Here is a 19,841-nt window from a genome sequence, read left to right as displayed (position 1 = left end):
GTGTCCCGCCCCCGTCCACAACCCGGGAGTTGTCCACAGGCGCCGGATGCGTGTCGTCCGTATGGCGTACGGTGCCGCGCATGGCAAGTGTGCTCGTGGTCGAGGACGACCAGTTCGTACGCTCGGCGCTCATCCGGCATCTGACCGACGCCGCGCACACCGTGCGCAGCGTCGGGACAGCCCTGGAGGCGCTGCGCGAGGTCGCCCATTTCCGCTTCGACGTGGTCATCCTCGACCTCGGACTGCCCGATCTGGACGGCGCCGAGGCGCTGAAGATGCTCCGCGGCATCACCGACGTCCCGGTCATCATCGCCACCGCGCGGGACGACGAGACGGAGATCGTGCGGCTGCTCAACGACGGGGCGGACGACTACCTCACCAAGCCGTTCTCCGTGGAGCACCTGTCCGCGCGGATCGCCGCCGTGCTGCGCCGCTCCCGGGCCACGGCGGGCGAGGCACCGCCCTCGCCGGTGCTGCGGGTCGGCGGGCTGACCGTCGACCCACTGCGCCGCCAGGCCGAACTGGACGGCGAGCGACTCGACCTGACCCGCCGGGAGTTCGACCTGCTGGCCTTCCTCGCCGGCCGCCCCGGCGTGGTGGTGCCCCGGCGCGAACTGCTCGCGGAGGTCTGGCAGCAGTCCTACGGCGACGACCAGACGATCGACGTCCATCTGTCCTGGCTGCGCCGCAAGCTGGGGGAGACCGCGGCCCGGCCGCGCTATCTGCACACCCTGCGCGGTGTCGGAGTGAAGCTGGAACCACCGGGAGCGGAGCCGCCGCGATGAGATGGGCACTGGTCAAGGTCTCCCTGGCGGTCACCGCGATGGTCGTGGTCGCGTTCGCCGTACCGCTCGGCCTGGTCATCAAGGAGATGGCCCGCGACCGCGCGTTCTCCAACGCCGAACGGGACGCCGCCGAGATCGCCCCCGCGCTGTCCATCACCACCGACCGCGAGCAGCTCAAGCTGGCGATGGCCTCGGCGGGCTCCGGCGACCGGATGGCCGTCCACCTGCCCACCGAGAGCGGCACGGCGACGGCCGGGATCGGTATGCAGCGCGCGCTGCCCGAGGACATCGAGGCCACCCGCAGCCTGGGCCGCGCCTCCACCGCCGAGGTCCCCGACGGCTCCGCGCTGCTCCAGCCGGTCGCCCTCAGCTCCGGCCAGATAGCCGTCGTCGAGGTGTTCGTGGCCGACGCCGCCGTCGGCCGGGGCGTGCGCACGGCGTGGGCGGTCCTCGCCGGGGTCGGTCTCGCCCTGATCGTCGGCTCGGTCGCGGTCGCCGACCGGCTCGGCGCCCGGCTGGTCCGCGCCGCCCAGCGGCTGGTGGCGGGCGCCCGCGAACTCGGCGACGGCAGACTCGGCGCCCGCGTCCCGGAGGAGGGCCCGACCGAACTGCGGCTCGCGGCGGTCGCCTTCAACTCCATGGCCGACCAGGTCGTCCAACTGCTGGCCAACGAACGGGAGCTGGCCGCCGACCTGTCCCACCGGCTGCGCACCCCGCTGACCGTGCTGCGGCTGAACGCGGCCTCACTGGGCGAGGGCCCCGCCGCCGACCAGACCCGCGCGGCCGTCGCCCAACTGGAGCGCGAGGTCGACACCATCATCCGCACGGCCCGGGAGGCCAAGCCGCAGACCGTCGCCGCCGGACCGGGCGCCGGGTGCGACGCGGCCGAGGTGGTGCGCGAGCGGATGGCGTTCTGGTCCGCGCTCGCCGAGGACGAGGGCCGCAAGTGGCGGGTGGCGGGAGCGGAGACACCGGTACGGATACCGGTGGCGCGGGCCGACCTGGCCGCCGCGCTCGACGCGCTGCTCGGCAATGTCTTCCGGCACACCCGGGAGGGCACCGCCTTCGCGGTCGATCTGCACAACGGGGAGGACGCGGTGATCGTGCTGGTCTCGGACGCCGGGCCCGGTATCGAGGATCCCGAGGGGGCGATGGCCCGGGGGCGGGGTTCGGGCAGCGACGGGTCGACCGGGCTCGGCCTGGACATCGTGCGCCGCCTCGCCGAGTCCACCGGCGGGGACGTACGGATCGGCTCCTCCGTGCTGGGCGGCACCGAGGTGCGGATCTGGATCCAGCTCGACGGGCGCCGCCCCGAGCGCCGGGGCCACCGCGGCGGGGTGCGCAGACGCCGCCCCCGGCGGCTGGTGCCTTCGCTTAACCGGCCCCGATCCCTTCCTTAAGCCCACCCTAAGGATGCCGACCCCCGCCCGGTACAAGCGATTTGCCCGGTTCCGCTTGGCTAGCGTAGGTCCCGTTCCCCCAAGAGGGCATCGCCTCGGCGCCCCGACCTCCCCTGGCTAAGGCGCCCTGACACGCCCGGACCCCGAGGGGAGTCGACGGGGCGCGACACCTTCCCCCCCAACCGGTGTCGCGCCCCGCTTCCCCACCCGGCCCCTACACCGCGCCCACCCCCGGCAGGACCCCGGTCCGCGCCGCCTGTCCGTACCAGTGCGCACTGGACTTCGGCGTCCGCTCCAGCGTCGCGTAGTCCACGTACACCGCGCCGAACCGCTTCCCGTAGCCGTACGCCCACTCGAAGTTGTCCAGCAGCGACCACAGGTAGTAGCCCCGCACATCGGCGCCGTCCGTCAGCGCGCGGCGCACCGCCGACAGATGGCCGTGCAGATAGGCGATCCGCTCCGGGTCGTGCACCCGGCCGTCCGGCCCCGGCGCGTCCTCGTACGCGGCCCCGTTCTCCGTGATGTACAGCGGCAGCCCCGGCGCCTCCCGCGCGTACCGCATGATCAGCTCGTGCAGCCCGCCCGGGTCGATGGTCCAGCCCATCTCCGTGCGCTCGCCCGGCGTCTGATGGAACACCACGTCGTCCGCGCCCGGCCACGGCGAGTGCGCGCTCGCGCCATGACCGTCGGCCCGCGCACCCGACCCCGGCGCACCGGCCACCGGCCCGGAGACCAGCGCGGGCGTGTAGTAGTTCAGCCCCAGCGCGTCCAGCGGCTGATGGATCGCCGCGAGGTCACCGTCCCGGACGAACGACCAGTCGGTGAGCGCCGAGGTCGCCTCCAGCAGCGTCCCGGGGTACGCGCCGTGCAGCATCGGCCCGTGGAACACCCCGTTGGCCAGGTCGTCGATCCGCCGGACCGCGGCCAGATCGGCGGCGTCCCCCGACAGCGGACGCACCACCGAGGAGTTGAGGCTGACGGCGACCGTGTCGTGCCCCGGCAGCACCGACCGCAGCGCCGACGCGGCCAGCCCGTGCGCCAGATTGAGATGGTGCGCGGCCCGCAGCGCGGCCACCGGATCGGTCCGGCCCGGCGCGTGCACGCCCGAGCCGTACCCCAGGAACGCGCTGCACCACGGCTCGTTCAGGGTGATCCACTGCTCCACCCGGTCGCCCAGCGCCTCCCCGACCAACCGCGCGTACTCGGCGAACCGGTACGCGGTCTCCCGCTCCGGCCAGCCGCCCGCGTCCTCCAGCTCCTGCGGCAGATCCCAGTGGTAGAGCGTGACCGCCGGTTTGATGCCCCGCGCCAGCAGCCCGTCCACCAGCCGCCGGTAGAAGTCCAGCCCCACCTGCACGGCCGGCCCCCGTCCGGTGGGCTGCACCCGGGGCCAGGACACCGAGAACCGGTACGCGTTCAGCCCGAGGTCCGCCATCAGCGCCACGTCCTCGCGGTAGCGGTGGTAGTGGTCGACGGCCACGTCCCCGTGCTCACCTCCCGCCGTACGCCCCGGCGTATGACTGAAGGTGTCCCAGATCGACGGCGTACGTCCGCCCTCCCGCGCCGCGCCCTCGATCTGATACGCGGACGTGGCGGCCCCCCACAGGAACCCGGCCGGGAAGACGACCGGGCTCCCCACCGCGACGGACTCGGCCGGGGACCCTGACGGGGACCCGGACGGGGCCGGTGATCCGGACGCAGACATGGACGACATTGACGGTGTCGACGATGTTGACGACATGGATGACATGGACGGCATGGATGACATGGAAGCGCTCCCATAGAAGGTCGGGACGACGGGGACCGGGACAAGGAGGAGACCGGGAAGGAATCGGGGCCTGAGGGCAGGACAAGAACGGCAGGACAAGGGTGGCCGGGCGGCGGGACGAGGGAGAGACGGGGACGGGACCGCTCGGCCCCTCACCGGGAACGGCCCCCACTCCCGCCCGGCGAAGGAGCCCCGCCCCGGGAAGGCCCCCCAGGGCCCCCACCCCCGAAGCACACCTCAGCCCTTCACCGCCCCCTGCATGATCCCGCCCACGATCTGCTTGCCGAACACCGCGAACACCAGCAGCAGCGGCAGCGTGCCCAGCAGCGCCCCCGCCATGATCAGCGACTGGTCCGGCGTATAGCCGCGGCCCAGCCCCGCCACGGCCACCTGCACGGTCGGGTTGCCGGTCTGGGTGAGGACCAGGAACGGCCACAGGAAGTCGTTCCAGGTCTGGACGAACACCAGCATGCCCAGCACGGCCATCGCCGGACGGGCCGCCGGGAACACGATGTGCCACACCACCCGCCAACTGCTCGCGCCGTCCACCCGGGCGGCCTCGATCAGCTCGTCCGGCAGCGCGGAGATCAGATACTGGCGCATGAAGAACACGCCGAACGCGCTCACGATCGACGGCAGGATCACCGCCTGGAGCTGATCGGTCCAGTCCAGCTCGGCGACCATCATGTACAGCGGGATCACACTGAGCTGCGGCGGCACCATCATGGTCCCGATCACGATCAGCATCAGCGCGCCCCGCCCCCGGAACCGCAGTTTGGCGAAGGCGAACCCGGCGATGGTCGACAGGAACACCACCGCCGCGGAGGCGATCCCGGCGACGACCGTGGTGTTGAGGAACGCCTCACCGAGGTTGGCGTCCGTCCAGGCCGTCTCCAGGTTGTCCAGCAGATTGGCGCCGAACCAGAACGGCGGCGGGGTCTCGGCGAGCCGCTGGTTGTCGCGCGAGGCGGCGATGGCCGTCCACACCAGCGGGAACAGCGAGCCCACGGTGAACAGCGCGAGCACCACATAGGCGATCGGCCCGGCGTGCAGCTGGCCGCCCGCGCGGGCCGCCTTCGACCGCCGCCGGGCGGGGCGTTCGCGCACGGCGGGCCGCGGCTGCTCCGGGGGAGTCAGTGTCGTCGTCACGGCCGGTCTCCTAACCACTGGCACTACTGGCGCGCAGCCGGCGCGAGATGACGTAGTTGACGATGCCGATCACGATCAGGATCAGGAACATCGTCCAGGCGATGGCCGAGGCCCGGCCCAGGTGCTGGTTGATCCAGCCCTGTTCGTACAGATACAGCCCGAGCGTCTGGAACTGGTGCTGGGAGCCGCCCGACGCGCCCTTGTTCGCATCGAACAGCAGTGGCTCACCGAACAGCTGCGACGCTCCGATGGTCGAAACGACACAAGTGAACAGAATGGTCGGGCGCAGCGACGGCAGCGTCACATGCAGGAACTGCTGCCAGCGGCTCGCCCCGTCCAGCGCCGCCGACTCGTAGAGATCGTTCGGGATCGCCTGCATCGCGGCCAGATAGATCAGCGCGTTGTACCCGGTCCAGCGCCAGATCACGATGGTCGACACGGCGATCTGGGACGGCCAGGTGTCGTTCTGCCAGTCGATGTGATCGATCCCGATCGCCCCGATCGCCCAGTTGATCATCCCGTAGTCCCGGCCGAAGAGCAGCACGAAGACCAGCGACGCGGCGGCGATCGAGGTGGCGTACGGGGCCAGCATCACGACCCGGTAGAAGGTGGACGCCCGCAGCCGGTAGTTGAGGATGTGGGCGAGCCCCAGCGCCATCAGCAACTGGGGCACGGTCGAGATGATCCCGATCGTGAGGGTGTTGCGGGCCGCGTTCCAGAAGAAGTCGTCGTCGAAGATCCGGGTGTAGTTGCGCAGCCCCACCCAGTCCATGTCGGTCGGCGCGGTCAGCTCCACCTGGTGCAGCGAGGCCCACCCGGTGTAGAGCAGCGGAAACAGCCCGAACGCCAGGAACAGCAGGAAGAACGGCGAGACGAACGCGTACGGGCTCCAGGTGCGGTCCCGCTGCCAGCGCCGGGACAGCCGGGCGCGGCGCCGGGCTTCGGCGTCCGGGTCCGGCCCGGCCGGGGCCGCGCCCCCCTCCTCGGAGCGGGGCGCGGTGGCGGTGTCGTGCCGGGTGGTCATACCGGTCACTGGTCCAGGTTGTTGTCGATGGTCTTCACGGCGGTCTCCCAGGCGTCCTTCGCCGACTTGCCCTGGGCGACCAGGATGACCCCGTTGTCGGTGAGGCCCTGCTGGATGATCTGGTCCTTGGGGCCGATCACCTGCACCGGGCTGTTCTTGGCGGCCTCGGCGAAGATGGCCCCGATCGGCGCGTCCCCGGTCATCTCGTTCTTGGCGTTCTTTACGACGGGCATCTCATACGCGGCCGGGGCGCTCGGGAAGCTGCCCTGCACCTCGAACAGCTTGGCCTGCTGCTCGGGCGCGGTCAGCCAGGCGGCGAGCTTGGCGGCGGCCTCGGTGTTCTTGCCGGACTTGGGCACGGCGAGGAAGGAACCGCCCCAGTTGCCGGCCTGCGGCGCCGCGGCCACGTCCCACTTCCCGGCCGCGTCCGGCTTCGACTTGCCCTTGATGTAGCCGAGCATCCACGGCGGACAGGACATCGCGGCGAACTTGCTGTTGGCGATGGTGGTGTCCCAGGCGGGCTGGAACTGCGTCTGGTTGCCGACCAGTCCGTCCTCGGCGGCCCGCGCGGTGAGGTCGAACGCGGCCTTCACCGCGGGGTTGGTCTTGTAGACGACCTCGCCGGAGGAGTCGTAGAACCGCTCGGTCTCGCTGCCCAGGATCGCCTGGACCAGGCCGCCGGGGGAGTCGAGGAAGGTGGTGCCGTCGGGCGCCTTGTCCTGGTACTGGCGGCCGACTTCGATGAACTTGTCCCAGGAGCCCGCCCACAGCTTGCCCACCTCCGCCCGGTCGGAGGGCAGTCCGGCCGCCTCGAAGAGGTCCTTGCGGTAGCAGATGGCCATCGGGCCCACATCGGTGCCGAGCCCGATGGTCTGGCCGTCCTGGGTGGTGGCCTGCTGCCACTTCCACTCCAGGAAGTCGCCCTTCTTCCCGTAGGTGGACAGGTCGAGCAGCTTCGCCGACTGGGTGTTCACCACCTCGGCGATATTGCCGACCTCGACGGCCTGGATGTCCATCAGCCCGCTGTCGGTGGTGAGGTGGTTGACCAGCGCCGGATAGTAGTTCTCGTTCCGCTCGGTGACGTTCTCCTTGATGGTGATGTCGGGGTGGAGCTTCATGTACGCGTCGTAGAGACCGGCCTCCTTGAAGCCCATCGCGCCGAACAGCCCCAGTGTGATGGTGGTCTTGCCGCCACCGCCGTCCGAGGTGTCCGACTCGTTGTCGCCGTCGTCGGCACAGCCGGCCAGCAGACCGGCGCCCAGCGACGCGACGGCCGCGAGGACCAGCGCCTGGCGGCGGATCCGGGAAGGTGCTCGCATGTGCGTCCTCCTGTTGCCCTGACGTGCCGACCCCCCGGCCGGAAAACGCTGCTCGGGCCCGTTGTACGTCCTGCGTACGTCTCGCTGCGGCGCGGGCGGGGAACGTGCGGGATTGAGTGCGGGATGTGTATGGGGCAGCTGTCGTGGGAGGCGTGGGAGCGCTCCCATCGATGATGTGTTGAAGGGTCGTGGCTCCCGGCGGGGGTGTCAAGGGACCGCACACGCCGAGCTGTGTTCAGTTATCGGCCCGTTAACTCGGCGGTACGGGGACCGTATCGGGCCGGTGTGGGGGCGGCGGGAGGACACCGTAAGGGGTGTGGGCGTGGCCCGTACCCCCCGGGTGACCGGCGCCACTGTTACATTCCAGGCCAGTGACCGACGGGAGGGCAGCCGATGGCAGGCCAGGGAACGCGCGGCCGAGGGGCCGGGCGGCCGACCCTTGAGGAGGTCGCCGCACGCGCGGGCGTGGGCCGCGGCACGGTCTCGCGCGTGATCAACGGCTCGCCCCGGGTCAGCGACGCCACCCGCGCCGCCGTCGAGGCCGCCGTCGCCGAACTCGGATACGTCCCCAACACCGCCGCCCGCGCGCTGGCCGCCAACCGCACCGACGCCATCGCCCTCGTGGTCCCCGAGCCGGAGACCCGGTTCTTCGCCGAGCCGTACTTCTCCGACATGCTGCGCGGGGTGGGCGCCGAACTCGCCGAGACCGAGATGCAACTGCTGCTGATCTTCGCGGGCAGCGACCGCGAGCGCGCCCGGCTCGCCCAGTACCTCGCCGCCCACCGGGTCGACGGTGTCCTGCTGGTCTCGGTGCACGCCGACGACCCGCTGCCCGATCTGCTGGCCGAGCTGGAGATCCCCGCGGTGATCAGCGGCCCGCGCTCGGCGGCCGAGGCGCTGCCCTCCGTCGACTCCGACAACTACGGCGGCGCCCGCTCGGCGGTGGAGCACCTGCTCGCCCGGGGCCGTACCCGCATCGCCCACATCACCGGCCGCCTCGACGTCTACGGCGCCCAGCGCCGCCTCGACGGCTACCGCGACGCCCTGCGTGAAACCGGCCGCCCACCGGACGAACTCCTCGTGGAACAGGGCGACTTCACCGAGGACGGCGGTGCCCGCGCGATGGCCGCGCTGCTGGCCCGCCGCCCCGATCTGGACGCGGTGTTCGCCGCCTCCGACGTCACCGCGGCGGGCGCCCGCCAGGTGCTGCGCGAGTCGGGCCGCCGCATCCCGGACGATGTGGCCCTGGTCGGCTACGACGACTCGGCCATCGCCCGCCACATGGACCCGCCGCTGACCAGCGTCCGCCAGCCCATCGAGGAGATGGGCCGCAGCATGATCGACCTGCTGCTCACCGAGATAGCGGCCCGCCGCCCGGCCCCGCCGTCCCCCCGCGCCCACCACCAGGTGGTCCTGGCGACGGAACTGGTGGCCCGTACGTCGTCCTGACCTCGTCCGCCGCGACCGCCGGACCGGTTTGCCGCGCTACCGCGCGGAACGCCGGGCCCGGACCTCGTGGCAGAACTCGGTGCCGATCCAGGCCGCGGCGGCGATGAGGACCGCCACGACGAGCTGCCCCACCAGGAACGGGATGATCACGGGACACTCCTTGCGGCGAACGGGACGGAGACGCACCAAGGGCCGGTCCGATGTCTCGGACCGGCCCTTGGTCGGTGAGGGTGAGTGACGGGACTTGAACCCGCGGCCACCTGGACCACAACCAGGTGCTCTACCAACTGAGCTACACCCACCATGACCGGCGCTGGAGACTGGCGTCTCTCCGACCGGCCGAGAAAAAGTGTACAGGGTCCGAGGGGGTGCTCGCGCCCGGCTTTTCCGGGGCCCCGGAAAAGGCCCGCCGCCCGGCTACTGCGCAGGCAGGACGTGGTGCGCGGCGATCGCCCTGGCCGTGTCGGAGTCGGGTCCCGGCTGGGGTACGAAGATCGCCTCGCGGTAGTAGCGCAGCTCCGCGATCGACTCGCGGATGTCGGCGAGGGCGCGGTGGTTGCCCTTCTTCTCGGGGCTGTTGAAGTAAGCCCGCGGATACCAGCGGCGGGCCAGCTCCTTGACGCTGGAGACATCCACGATCCGGTAGTGCAGATAGCCCTCCAGGGTCGGCATGTCCCGCAGCAGGAAGCCCCGGTCGGTGCCGACGGAGTTCCCGCACAGCGGCGCCTTGCCGGGCTCCTTGACGTGCTCGCGGATATAGGCGAGGACCTGTTCCTCAGCGTCGGCGAGCGTGGTGCCGCCGGGCAGTTCGGTGAGCAGCCCGGACGCGGTGTGCATCTCCCGCACCACCTCCGGCATCGTCTCCAGGGCGGAGTCCGGCGGACGGACGACGATGTCCACGCCGTCGCCGAGCACATTCAGCTCGGAGTCGGTGACGAGGGCGGCCACCTCGATGAGCGCGTCGTCGGACAGCGAGAGGCCGGTCATCTCGCAGTCGATCCACACCATGCGATCGTTCATGCGACCACCCTACGGCCGACATGGGCGGATACGGTCCCCCGAGTCGCCCCGGACGTCGGCCCGGACGTCGGCCCGGACGCTGCGCGCGCCGCACCGCACGGCGAAGGGGAGGGACCGCCGGGTCCCTCCCCTCCACTGATCCACCGTTCAGCGCGAGCCCGCGCTCACGGTCCGGCCGTCACATCCCGCTGCGCTGGCCCGGCAGGCTCGCCAGCGGCGACCCTCCGCCCATCGCGCCCGCCCCCGCCGGGGTGCGGCGGGTCTGGAGCGGCACCGCGTCCGGATGCAGGGCATGCGGCGCGGAGAGCGGGGAGTGCGTGGGCGGGCCCGGCGGCGGTGACCCGTGGTCCTGGTCGGACTGCTTGTCCGACTGGGGCCGACGGGCGCGGTACGCGGCCCGGTAGGCGGCCGGCGACGAACCGAGCTGCCTGCGGAAGTGACCGCGCAGCGCCACCGGTGAGCGGAAGCCGCAGCGTCCGGCCACCTCGTCCACCGAGTAGTCCGACGTCTCCAGCAGCCGCTGCGCCTGGAGCACCCGCTGGGTGATCAGCCACTGGAGCGGCGCACTGCCGGTCAGCGACCGGAACCGGCGGTCGAACGTACGGCGGCTCATATAGGCGCGGGCCGCCAGTGTCTCCACGTCGAACTGCTCGTGGAGGTGCTCCAGCGCCCAGGCGACGACCTCGGCCAGCGGGTCGGCGCCGATCTCCTCTGGTAAAGAGCGGTCCAGGTAGCGCTCCTGGCCTCCGCTCCGGCGCGGTGGTACGACCAGCCTGCGGGCGAGCGCCCCGGCGGCCTCGTTGCCGTGATCGGTGCGCACGATGTGCAGACACAGATCGATTCCGGCGGCGGTGCCCGCCGAGGTCAGTACGTCGCCGTCGTCCACGAAGAGTTCTCTGGGATCGACATGGACGGACGGATAGCGCTTGGCCAGCGTCGGCGCGTACATCCAGTGTGTGGTCGCCGGGCGGCCGTCCAGCAGGCCCGCCGCCGCGAGGACGAAGGCGCCGGTGCACAGACCGACGATTCTCGCGCCTTCCTCATGCGCCCGGCGCAGTGCGTCGAGCGCCTCCTCCGGCGGCGGGGAAGTGATCGAGCGCCAGGCCGGTACGACGACCGTGCCCGCCCGTGCGATCGCTTCCAGGCCATGCGGTGTGCTGAGTTCCAGGCCCCCCGTGGTCCGCAGCGGGCCGTCCTCGCCCCCGCAGACCAGCAGTCGGTAGCGCGGTACGCCGGCGTCCTGGCGGTCGATCCCGAACACCGACAGTGGTATGGAACTCTCGAAGATGGGGCCGCCGCTGAACAGCAGCACCGCGACGATCTCCTTGCGCCGTCGCCCGGACAGCTTCCTGGCCGCGGCTTCCGGCGCGGCAGTGGAGTCGTGGCTCATCCTGCTAAGCCCCCCTCGGTGGTCGCGGCTCCTCGGTTGTGTCGCTCCTGCACGTTTCCCCTTGGTCCTGCACGAGTCCCCCGCCATACGACAGTCAAGATCGAATCTACTGCGTCCCGCGCCGCGGAGGTGACCGGATTGGCACCCCTACGGAGGGTCGACTTGGCAACTTGGCGTAAAGCATTCGATCACGAAGCGTTGCACTCCCGCGACGTACAGGGAAGTGCGCCTTGTCGCGGTGGCCAATCCGCGTAGGGTGCGGAGGCTGGCTGAGACCCTTTCCGTGCAGGTGGAACGGTGCGTGGGGGGTATCAAGACCAGTGGATGTACCGCATGCAGAAGTTGGCTGAAAAGATATGGACCGGGGTGCGGAAACCGGTCAGCCGGAGGAACGGTCTCCGCCCCTGCGCCGCTGCGGGTGCGACTCCGCACGGTGTCCCGCGTGTTGCCCCGCGTGATGCCCCGCGCGCTGTCCGAGGTGGTGTCCCGGGTGCGGAACCGGGTGCGGATCCGGGTGGTGTCCCGACGGGTCGTCGCCGGTCAGCGCCGCGCAGCGCTCGGCCCGGCGCAGCAGCAGCCGGCACACCGCGGTGACCGCCGCCAGCCCCAGCGCCGTACCGGCGGCGCCGGCCAGCGAGGTGCCGTACCAGAGGAGGACCAAGGGGACGAGGGCACAGCTGAAGACCGCCCAGCGCACCACGTCCCCGGCCGGGTCGGTCAGCGGGTCGGGACCGGCCGGGGGGTCCTGCGGGGCCGGGGTCCGGGGCGGCTCCCCGCCGGGGGCGCGGTGCGCGGTCGGGGCGGTGCGGGGTACGGACATGGCGTGCTCCCTGTGGCGTGGTTCACGCATTTCAACGCCCGCGTCCCGGGAGGGTCACTGTCAGCGAGCGGCCGGGCGATCACCCTCCCGCGCGGTGAATCCTGTGCAAACCGCCTGTACGGGGCAGCAACCATTGCGTGACGGGCGCCCCCTCGTGCATGCTCCACGAAACCCGCCGGGCAGCCGTGCGGGATCTGGGCGAAGGAGGCGTGCCGCCGTACCCTTGGGGGTATGGGGTTGGGAAGATGATTCCCGGACACAGCGCGGACGACCCGGTCGTCCCTCCCCGATGAAGGATCACGACGCCGAGACAGCCATGGCCGGTCACGAATTCTCCGAACCCGCGGACCGCAAGCGGCCCGTCGCCGATCCCACGGCGGCTGAGCCCCTGGCGGCGGAAGAACCACGTCATGCGTGCGATCCCGCCTTCAAACATGGTGTCGTCGTCGGTTTCGACGGCTCCACCTCCAGTGAGCGTGCCCTCGCGTACGCCATCGGCATGGCCCGCCGTTCGCACGCGGGCCTGATCATCGTGCATGTCGCCAACCGGCTGCCCACCACCGTCTGGGCGGGCTGTGAGCCCCCTGTCTTCGTGGATGTCCCGGACCACCGCACCGAGGTGCTCGGGCTGGAACTGGCGTGTGCGGACTATCTCGCCGAGGTGCCCTGGATCCTGGTCGAGCGCGGCGGGGACATCTGCCATGAACTCGAAGAGGTCGGGCGGGAGTACGAGGCGGACGCGATCGTCGTGGGCTCGACGCACGGGCTGGTGGGCCGGATGTTCGGCTCGGTCGCCGGGCGGCTCGCCAAGCGGGCGAAGCGGCCCGTGGTCGTCATTCCGTAACGAGGCCGGGCGGTTGCGGACGCGGTGAGTCCGGCGCGGGCCCCCTGTGACGTGGCGTCATGTGGGGGCCCGTTCCGTTGTGTGGCCTGTGCGGGTGGGTGGGGGCTGGTCGCGCAGTTCCTCCCCCAGAGGGGGTACCCCCAGCGCCCCTAAGGAGTCGGTATCCCCCGGGGTTTTGAGTGCGGGCTCTACTCCACCGTTACCGACTTCGCGAGGTTTCTCGGCTTGTCGATGTCTCGGTTCAGGGTCAGGGCCGTGTGGTAGGCGAGGAGTTGGAGGGGGATGCCCATCAGGATGGGGTCGAGTTCGTCCTCGTTCTTGGGGACCAGGATGGTGTGGTCGGCCTTCGGCTGGGGCTGGTGGGCTACCGCCAGGATCTGGCCCTCGCGGGCCTTGATCTCCTCCATCGCGGCGCGGTTCTTCTCCAGCAGGTCGTCGTCGGGGACGATCGCGACCGTGGGGAGCGCCGGTTCGATCAGGGCGAGGGGGCCGTGCTTCAGCTCGGACGCCGGGTAGGCCTCGGCGTGGATGTAGGAGACCTCCTTGAGCTTCAGGGACGCCTCGCGGGCCACCGGGTAGCCGCGCACCCGGCCGATGAACAGCATCGAGCGGGCGTCCGCGTAGCTCTTGGCCAGTTCCTCGATCTCCGGCTCCTGCTTCATGATCTCGGCGATCTGGGCGGGCAGTCGCCGCAGGCCCTCGATGATCCGCTTGCCGTCGCGGACCGAGAGGTCCCGGACCCGGCCCAGGTGCAGGGCGAGCAGCGCGAAGGCGACCGTGGTGTTGGTGAAGCACTTGGTGGAGACCACGCAGACCTCAGGGCCCGCGTGGACGTAGATGCCGCCGTCCGCCTCGCGGGCGATGGCCGAGCCGACCACGTTCACCACGCCGAGGACCTTGCCGCCCTTGCGCTTCAGCTCCTGCACGGCGGCCAGCACGTCGTAGGTCTCGCCGGACTGGGAGACCGCGATGTAGAGGGTGTCGGGGTCCACGACGGCGTTGCGGTAGCGGAACTCGGAGGCCGGTTCGGCGTCGGCGGGGATGCGGGCCAGCTCCTCGATGAGCTGGGCGCCGATCATGCCCGCGTGGTACGAGGTGCCGCAGCCGAGGATCTTGACCCGGCGGACCGCGCGGGCCTCGCGGGCGTCCAGGTTGAGGCCGCCGAGGTGGACGGTGGAGAAGCGGTCGTCGATCCGGCCGCGCAGGACGCGGTCCACGGCCTCCGCCTGCTCGTGGATCTCCTTGTGCATGTAGGTGTCGTGGCCGCCCATGTCGTAGGAGGCGGCCTCCCACTCGACGGTGGTGGGTTCGGCGGTGGTGCGGGTGCCCTCGGTGGTGTACGTACGGAAGTCGTCGGCCTTGAGGGTGGCCATCTCGCCGTCGTCCAGGGTCACTATCTGCCGGGTGTGGGTGACCAGCGCGGCGATGTCCGAGGCGACGAACATCTCCTTCTCGCCGATGCCGAGCACGACCGGGGAGCCGTTGCGGGCGACCACGATCCGGTCGGGGAAGTCGGCGTGCAGTACGGCGATGCCGTAGGTGCCCTCGATCAGGCGCAGGGTCTCGCGGACCCGGTCCTCCAGCTTCTCCGCCTGGGAGCGGGCGATGAGATGGGTGAGGACCTCGGTGTCGGTCTCGGAGAGGAAGACCACGCCGTCCGCCTCCAGCTTGCGGCGCAGGTCGGCGGCGTTGTCGATGATGCCGTTGTGGACGACGGCGACCTTGCCCTCGGCGTCCAGATGCGGGTGGGCGTTGACGTCGGAGGGGGCGCCGTGGGTGGCCCAGCGGGTGTGGGCGATGCCGGTGGTCCCCTTGAAGCGGGCCGGGACCTTGGCCTCCAGGTCGCGCACCCGGCCCTTGGCCTTGACCGTCCGCAGCCCGGCGGCCTTGGGGGAGGTGACGACGATGCCGGCCGAGTCGTAGCCGCGGTACTCCAGGCGCTGGAGGCCCTCCAGGAGCAGCGGGGCCACATCACGCTTCCCGATGTATCCGACGATTCCGCACATATAGGGGCATTCCTAGCCGTAGAGGGTGGGTGTGGAGGGGGAGGGCGGTGGGCCGTCAGCCGTAGACGATGCGGCGTAGCTGGCGCTGCGACAGGTCCGGGGGGGCCACCGCCCGGTACTTCAGATCCGTCTCGATCCGCTCGAAGATCACCGCGTTCACCAGGCCCTGGGCCTGGAGTTCGCGGTGGCGGCGGCGGACGTATTCCGTGGTCGTCTCGTCGAAGTAGGCGAGCACGTCCTGGACCACCCGCAGGGCCTCGCCCCGGTTGAGGGGCGTGGAGCGTGTCAGATGATCGACGAGTTCCTCGTGCACCCGGTTGATCCTGGAGGAGCGGCAGGGGTTTCGCAAGAAATCTGCCCGATTCCGGGCAGGATCGTGTCGGGGTCGTATCGGGGGCGTTTGGGTGAGTCATGGGGCACCCATGGGAGGTCTTTGGCGGGTTGTTCCGTGTCCCGATGGGTGCCGTGGGCACCTTCTTGGGTCATGGACCTTCCTCGTATGGGCGTACCCGAACGGCTCGCCGGGCGCCTGAGCATGGCCGAGCAGCACGCGTATCTCCGCGCCCGGTTCTCCCGGCGCACGATGATCAGGGGCGGTGCCGTCACGCTCGGCGCGGTCACCGGCGGGGCGTTCGTGCCCGGCGCCACCGCGCGGGCCGGCGTGCCTGCCGCCGTGCCCCGTCCGGCGTCCGCCACCGTGGACGGGGCGTATGTGGCGCCCTTCGGGCGGCATCTGGCGTACGGCGACGATCCGCGCACCGAGATGACCGTCTCCTGGCAGGTGCCGCTCGCCGTCAGGCGGCCCTTCGTGCGGATCGGCGCCCAGCCCTGGGGCCTGTCCCGGAAGATCGACGCCGAGGTCCGCACGCTGTTCACCCCGGCCGGGGTCGGCACCGGCGGCGACCACACCCAGTACTACCTGCACGCCCGGCTGACCGGGCTGCGCCCCGGACGGACCTACTACTACGGCGTCGGCCACGACGGCTTCGACCCGGCCGCCGCGCACCTCGCCGGGACCCTCGGCACCTTCACCACCGCCCCAAGCCGGGCCGAGCCGTTCACCTTCACCGCCTTCGGCGACCAGGGCGTCAGCTACCACGGGCTCGCCAACGACGCCCTGATCCTCGGCCAGAATCCCGCCTTCCACCTGCACGCCGGGGACATCGCCTACGGCGACCCGACCGGGCTCGGCAAGCCCTCCGACACCGGCTACGACGCCCGGATCTGGGACCAGTTCCTGCACCAGACCGAGTCGGTCGCCCGGCAGGTCCCGTGGATGGTGGCGTACGGCAACCACGACATGGAGGCGTGGTACGCGCCCCACGGCTACGGCGGCGAGGCGGCCCGCTGGCAACTGCCCGGCGACGGGCCCGACCCGGCGGACCTGCCCGGCGTGTACTCCTTCACGCACGGCAACACGGCCGTCATCGCGCTGGACGCCAATGACCTCTCCTTCGAGATTCCGGCCAATCTCGGAATCTCCGGCGGCGCCCAGACGGCGTGGCTGGAGCGCAGACTGAAGGCGTACCGGGCCGACCCGGACATCGACTTCATCGTCGTCTTCTTCCACCACTGCGCCTACTGCACCTCCACCGCGCACGCCTCCGAGGGCGGGGTCCGCGACGCGTGGGTGCCGCTCTTCGACACGTACACCGTCGACCTGGTCATCAACGGGCACAACCACGTCTACGAGCGGACCGACGTGCTCCGGGGCGGCGCCGTCGCCAAGGAACTGCCGATCGGCGGGACCGCCTACCCGGAGACCGACGGCGTGGTGTACGTCACCGCCGGTGCCGCCGGGCGCGGGCTGTACGCGTTCAGCGCCGACCCGTCCTACGCGGGCCATGAGAAGGACGTCGAGTCGGTCGCCTCGTTCGTCTGCGTCGAGGGCGGCGGGCACCGCGCCGAGACCGTCCCCTGGTCCCGGGTCCGCTACCTCGACTACTCCTTCCTCAGGGTGGACGTCACCCCGGCCCCCAGGGGGCGGCTCGCCACGCTCACCGTGCGCGGGATCGCCGAGACCGGCGCCGAGGTCGACCGCTTCACCGTCGCCCGAAGGGTGCGCCAGCGGGGGCGGGCGGTCCTCACAGGCGTTTGAGGACCGCCTGCTTGGCCAGGGCGAACTCCTCGTCGGTCAGTACCCCCGAGCGGTGCAGGTCGCCCAGTTCCCGCAGCCGCCGCAGCAGCGCGTCATGGCCGTCGTCGGGCTCGGCGGCGGCCGGGGCGAGGCGGGGGCGGGCGTCGCCCGCCGTGGTCGCCGGATGCGCCAGCCGGGCCTGTACGGCAGCCGCGATCAGCGCCATCAGCGGGTCCTTCTTGAAACCCCACAGGTCCACCGAGTTGGGGTCGTACTTCGGTGGCGCCTTCGTCGGTGAGCTGCGCACCGTGAACCGCAGGAAGCCGTTCTCCAGACCCGCCGCCGGATGCCACTCCACGGCCGTGATCTCGGTGACGTCGATGGTCCGGGTGCCGGACGCCGACTTCGCCTCCTCGGTCTTCCAGTTCCACTCCAGGCGCACCCGCTCCCCGTCGAAGCTCGCCGTGGCGTCCCCCGCCGAGAACGACAGCGGCACCGCCGGGCCCGGCAGCAGATAGGCGTCCACCGGGTCGCCCGGCACCTGCTCCAGCAGCAGCGCGTTGCGCACCTCGTCCACGAAGTACTCCGCGACCCCGTACCGGTCCGACTCCACGGCCAGCTGATACGGGTCGTGCGGCTCCGCCAGCCGCCCGCCCGTCGCCAACTGGAGCGGATCGGCGCCGTCCCGCAGCCGCAGCCGCAGCCGGCCCGCGCGTCTGCCCTGCTCGAACGAGATCCCGGCCAGCGCGCCCAGCGGGACCACCAGTTCCCCGAGGGTCCTGCGCAGCAGACCGACGGACTTGTCCCGACCCGGTGTCAGCCGTAGCGCGTCGCCGTCGAACTCCCAGGTGCCGTCCCGCTGGATGATTTCCGCCATGAGAGCGATTGTTCCACCGCCGTCGGGAGACAGTGGTCCACACCTGTAGGACGCTCTCTTCTGCTCCCTCTGTTCTCAGTTCTGCGTTCTCAGTTCCCTGTGTGTTCTCTGTCGGGTTGAAGGAAGGACCGGTTGGGTGAGACAGCACAGCAGAACGTTCCGCCTCCTGGGTTGCCTGCTCCTGGTCGCCGGTGCCGGCGCCTCCGTCAGCGGCGCCGCCCCGCCCGACCCCGCCGCCGGGGGCGTCGTCCCGCTCGGCCGGATCGTGCCCGCGCCCGCCTCCGTCGACCCGGGCGGACTGCCGTACCGCATCACCGACCGCACCCGGATCAGCGTCGGCGAGAGCCGCGAGGAGCGGCGGGTCGGTGACTATCTCGCCGGGCTGCTGCGCCCCGCCACCGGCTACCCGCTGCCCGTCACCGCCCAGGGCGCGGGCGGCATCCGGCTGCGGCTCGCCAAAGGCCCCTACGGCGAGGAGGGTTACCGGCTGGACAGCGGACGCGGCGGCGTCACCATCACCGCGCAGCGGCCCGCCGGGCTGTTCCACGGCGTGCAGACCCTGCGCCAGCTCCTCCCCGCCGCCGTCGAGCACGACTCCGTACAGCCCGGCCCCTGGCTGGTCGCGGGCGGCGCCATCGAGGACGCCCCGCGCTACGGCTGGCGCGGCGCCATGCTCGATGTGTCCCGGCACTTCTTCTCCGTCGCGGAGGTCAAGCGGTACGTCGACCAGCTCGCGCTGTACAAGTTCAACAAGCTGCATCTGCATCTCAGCGACGACCAGGGCTGGCGGATCGCCGTCGACTCCTGGCCCCGGCTGGCCACGTACGGGGGCTCCACCGAGGTCGGCGGCGGGCCCGGCGGGTACTACACCCAGGCCGACTACCGGGAGATCGTGGCGTACGCGGCCGACCGCCACCTGGAGGTGGTCCCCGAGATCGACATGCCGGGCCACACCAACGCCGCGCTCGCCTCCTACGCCGAGCTGAACTGCGACGGCGTGGCTCCGCCGCTGTACACCGGGACCGAGGTCGGCTTCAGCTCGCTGTGCGTGCCGAAGGAGGTCACCTATGACTTCGTGGACGACGTGGTGCGGGAGATCGCCGCGCTGACGCCCGGCCGGTATCTGCACATCGGTGGGGACGAGGCGCATTCCACCAGCCATGAGCACTATGTGGCCTTCATGGCGCGGGCCCAGGCGGTCGTCGCCCGGTACGGCAAGACGGTGGTCGGCTGGCATCAGCTGACCGGGGCGACGCCCGTGCGGGGCGCTCTCGCGCAGTACTGGGGGCTGGACGGGACGGACGCGGCGGAGAAGGAGCGGGTCGCCGCGGCGGCGCGGGCGGGTACGGGGGTGATCCTTTCGCCGGCGGACCGGGTGTACCTGGATATGAAGTACGACGCGAGTACGCCGCTCGGGCTGGACTGGGCGGGGTATGTGGATGTGCGGCGGTCTTATGACTGGGAGCCGGGGGCTTATCTTCCGGGGGTTCCGGCTTCGGCGGTGCGGGGGGTTGAGGCGCCGTTGTGGTCGGAGACGTTGGAGAACTCCTCGCATGTGGAGTTCATGGCGTTTCCTCGGTTGCCGGGGGTTGCGGAGTTGGGGTGGTCTTCGGTGGGGGTGCGTGGGTGGGAGGGGTATCGGGTTCGGCTTGCTGCGCAGGCTGAGCGGTGGGGGGTGTTGGGGATCGGGTTCTATCGGGCGCCCGGGGTTCCTTGGCCTACGCCTGCGCCTACGGAGTGAGGTGGGGGCGGTTGTGTGGCGGGTGCGGGTGGGTTGTGGCTGGTCGCGCAGTTCCTCCCCCAGAGGGGGTACCCCCAGCGCCCCTATAGCCATCGGTTGTGGGGCGCTGGGGTTGTGTGGGCTGTGCGGCTGAGTGGGGGCTTGTCGCGCAGTTCCCCGCGCCCCTGGGGCG

The 19,841-nt window shown here is 71.3% G+C and carries 16 protein-coding genes and 1 tRNA gene; 6 read left to right on the top strand and 11 right to left on the bottom strand.

What is annotated here, in order from left to right; genetic code table 11:
* Window positions 1-80: 80 nt before the first annotated feature.
* Both AB0D49_RS27430 and AB0D49_RS27425 read left to right on the top strand, forming a co-directional pair.
* Window positions 81-785, top strand: a complete 705-nt coding sequence (locus AB0D49_RS27430) for a response regulator transcription factor (RefSeq protein WP_362762078.1) — start codon at window positions 81-83, stop codon at window positions 783-785.
* Window positions 782-2,185: a HAMP domain-containing sensor histidine kinase gene (locus tag AB0D49_RS27425; protein WP_362762076.1), complete on the top strand. Its 1,404-nt coding sequence runs from the start codon at window positions 782-784 to the stop codon at window positions 2,183-2,185. Before AB0D49_RS27430 ends, AB0D49_RS27425 begins: the two co-directional genes overlap by 4 nt.
* A 214-nt stretch (window positions 2,186-2,399) precedes the next feature.
* Here AB0D49_RS27425 and AB0D49_RS27420 read toward each other — a convergent pair whose 3' ends face one another.
* The 4 genes from AB0D49_RS27420 to AB0D49_RS27405 all read right to left on the bottom strand — a co-directional run bounded on the left by AB0D49_RS27420 (window position 2,400) and on the right by AB0D49_RS27405 (window position 7,445).
* Window positions 2,400-3,890, bottom strand: a complete 1,491-nt coding sequence (locus tag AB0D49_RS27420) for a GH1 family beta-glucosidase (protein ID WP_362762074.1) — start codon at window positions 3,888-3,890, stop codon at window positions 2,400-2,402.
* Between the two features lie 300 nt (window positions 3,891-4,190).
* Window positions 4,191-5,102, bottom strand: a complete 912-nt coding sequence (locus AB0D49_RS27415; RefSeq protein ID WP_362762072.1) for a carbohydrate ABC transporter permease — start codon at window positions 5,100-5,102, stop codon at window positions 4,191-4,193.
* Between the two features lie 10 nt (window positions 5,103-5,112).
* Window positions 5,113-6,126, bottom strand: a complete 1,014-nt coding sequence (locus tag AB0D49_RS27410) for a sugar ABC transporter permease (RefSeq protein WP_362762140.1) — start codon at window positions 6,124-6,126, stop codon at window positions 5,113-5,115.
* Window positions 6,127-6,131: 5 nt separating this feature from the next.
* The gene (locus AB0D49_RS27405; protein ID WP_362762070.1) at window positions 6,132-7,445 is read right to left on the bottom strand and encodes an extracellular solute-binding protein; all 1,314 of its coding nucleotides are present in this window, start codon (window positions 7,443-7,445) and stop codon (window positions 6,132-6,134) included.
* 393 nt (window positions 7,446-7,838) lie between these two features.
* On the opposite strand from AB0D49_RS27405, the gene AB0D49_RS27400 reads away from it, so the two are divergent.
* Window positions 7,839-8,894, top strand: a complete 1,056-nt coding sequence (locus AB0D49_RS27400) for a LacI family DNA-binding transcriptional regulator (RefSeq protein ID WP_362762068.1) — start codon at window positions 7,839-7,841, stop codon at window positions 8,892-8,894.
* A 229-nt stretch (window positions 8,895-9,123) separates the two neighbouring features.
* Here the strand turns inward: AB0D49_RS27400 and AB0D49_RS27395 are convergent.
* The 4 genes from AB0D49_RS27395 to AB0D49_RS27380 form a co-directional block, all read right to left on the bottom strand.
* A tRNA-His gene (locus AB0D49_RS27395) sits at window positions 9,124-9,196 on the bottom strand.
* Window positions 9,197-9,311: 115 nt separating this feature from the next.
* Window positions 9,312-9,914, bottom strand: coding sequence for an oligoribonuclease (orn, locus tag AB0D49_RS27390; RefSeq protein ID WP_362762066.1), 603 nt, complete (start codon window positions 9,912-9,914; stop codon window positions 9,312-9,314).
* A 178-nt stretch (window positions 9,915-10,092) separates the two neighbouring features.
* Window positions 10,093-11,304 (bottom strand): helix-turn-helix domain-containing protein, encoded by a 1,212-nt coding sequence (locus AB0D49_RS27385; RefSeq protein ID WP_362762064.1) that lies wholly within the window; start codon window positions 11,302-11,304, stop codon window positions 10,093-10,095.
* Between the two features lie 379 nt (window positions 11,305-11,683).
* Window positions 11,684-12,124 carry a hypothetical protein gene (locus tag AB0D49_RS27380; protein WP_362762062.1) on the bottom strand — a complete coding sequence of 147 codons (441 nt, stop codon included), beginning with the start codon at window positions 12,122-12,124 and terminating at the stop codon, window positions 11,684-11,686.
* Window positions 12,125-12,440: 316 nt separating this feature from the next.
* On the opposite strand from AB0D49_RS27380, the gene AB0D49_RS27375 reads away from it, so the two are divergent.
* Window positions 12,441-12,968: a universal stress protein gene (locus AB0D49_RS27375; protein ID WP_362762138.1), complete on the top strand. Its 528-nt coding sequence runs from the start codon at window positions 12,441-12,443 to the stop codon at window positions 12,966-12,968.
* Between the two features lie 188 nt (window positions 12,969-13,156).
* Here AB0D49_RS27375 and glmS read toward each other — a convergent pair whose 3' ends face one another.
* Window positions 13,157-14,974, bottom strand: coding sequence for a glutamine--fructose-6-phosphate transaminase (isomerizing) (glmS, locus tag AB0D49_RS27370; protein WP_362762060.1), 1,818 nt, complete (start codon window positions 14,972-14,974; stop codon window positions 13,157-13,159).
* Between the two features lie 55 nt (window positions 14,975-15,029).
* A complete protein-coding gene (locus AB0D49_RS27365) occupies window positions 15,030-15,287 on the bottom strand; it encodes a hypothetical protein (protein WP_362762058.1) in 258 nt (85 codons plus the stop codon).
* 171 nt (window positions 15,288-15,458) lie between these two features.
* Here AB0D49_RS27365 and AB0D49_RS27360 point away from each other — a divergent pair, with 171 nt between their 5' ends.
* Window positions 15,459-17,072, top strand: coding sequence for a metallophosphoesterase family protein (locus AB0D49_RS27360; RefSeq protein ID WP_362762056.1), 1,614 nt, complete (start codon window positions 15,459-15,461; stop codon window positions 17,070-17,072).
* On the opposite strand, the gene AB0D49_RS27355 is transcribed toward AB0D49_RS27360, so the two are convergent.
* Window positions 17,059-17,928, bottom strand: a complete 870-nt coding sequence (locus AB0D49_RS27355; protein WP_362762054.1) for a DUF4429 domain-containing protein — start codon at window positions 17,926-17,928, stop codon at window positions 17,059-17,061. The two genes, AB0D49_RS27360 and AB0D49_RS27355, sit on opposite strands and share 14 nt — an antisense overlap.
* A 136-nt stretch (window positions 17,929-18,064) precedes the next feature.
* On the opposite strand from AB0D49_RS27355, the gene AB0D49_RS27350 reads away from it, so the two are divergent.
* Complete coding sequence (locus tag AB0D49_RS27350) at window positions 18,065-19,669, top strand: beta-N-acetylhexosaminidase (RefSeq protein ID WP_362762052.1); 1,605 nt, start codon at window positions 18,065-18,067, stop codon at window positions 19,667-19,669.
* The last annotated feature ends 172 nt before the right edge of the window (window positions 19,670-19,841 follow it).

The organism is Streptomyces sp. NPDC048290 (genome assembly GCF_040652095.1).
Taxonomy (GTDB): Bacteria; Actinomycetota; Actinomycetes; order Streptomycetales; family Streptomycetaceae; genus Streptomyces.
This window is presented reverse-complemented; position numbering and strand designations above follow the sequence as displayed.

Excerpts from the sequence above, each read along its gene's own strand:
- AB0D49_RS27430 (WP_362762078.1), top strand. The coding sequence starts at position 81 with ATGGCAAGTGTGCTCGTGGTCGAGGACGACCAGTTCGTACGCTCGGCG.
- AB0D49_RS27425 (WP_362762076.1), top strand. The coding sequence starts at position 782 with ATGAGATGGGCACTGGTCAAGGTCTCCCTGGCGGTCACCGCGATGGTC.
- AB0D49_RS27420 (WP_362762074.1), bottom strand. The coding sequence starts at position 3,890 with ATGTCTGCGTCCGGATCACCGGCCCCGTCCGGGTCCCCGTCAGGGTCC.
- AB0D49_RS27410 (WP_362762140.1), bottom strand. The coding sequence starts at position 6,126 with ATGACCACCCGGCACGACACCGCCACCGCGCCCCGCTCCGAGGAGGGG.
- AB0D49_RS27405 (WP_362762070.1), bottom strand. The coding sequence starts at position 7,445 with ATGCGAGCACCTTCCCGGATCCGCCGCCAGGCGCTGGTCCTCGCGGCC.
- AB0D49_RS27400 (WP_362762068.1), top strand. The coding sequence starts at position 7,839 with ATGGCAGGCCAGGGAACGCGCGGCCGAGGGGCCGGGCGGCCGACCCTT.
- orn (WP_362762066.1), bottom strand. The coding sequence starts at position 9,914 with ATGAACGATCGCATGGTGTGGATCGACTGCGAGATGACCGGCCTCTCG.
- AB0D49_RS27385 (WP_362762064.1), bottom strand. The coding sequence starts at position 11,304 with ATGAGCCACGACTCCACTGCCGCGCCGGAAGCCGCGGCCAGGAAGCTG.
- AB0D49_RS27380 (WP_362762062.1), bottom strand. The coding sequence starts at position 12,124 with ATGTCCGTACCCCGCACCGCCCCGACCGCGCACCGCGCCCCCGGCGGG.
- AB0D49_RS27375 (WP_362762138.1), top strand. The coding sequence starts at position 12,441 with ATGGCCGGTCACGAATTCTCCGAACCCGCGGACCGCAAGCGGCCCGTC.
- glmS (WP_362762060.1), bottom strand. The coding sequence starts at position 14,974 with ATGTGCGGAATCGTCGGATACATCGGGAAGCGTGATGTGGCCCCGCTG.
- AB0D49_RS27360 (WP_362762056.1), top strand. The coding sequence starts at position 15,459 with ATGGACCTTCCTCGTATGGGCGTACCCGAACGGCTCGCCGGGCGCCTG.
- AB0D49_RS27355 (WP_362762054.1), bottom strand. The coding sequence starts at position 17,928 with ATGGCGGAAATCATCCAGCGGGACGGCACCTGGGAGTTCGACGGCGAC.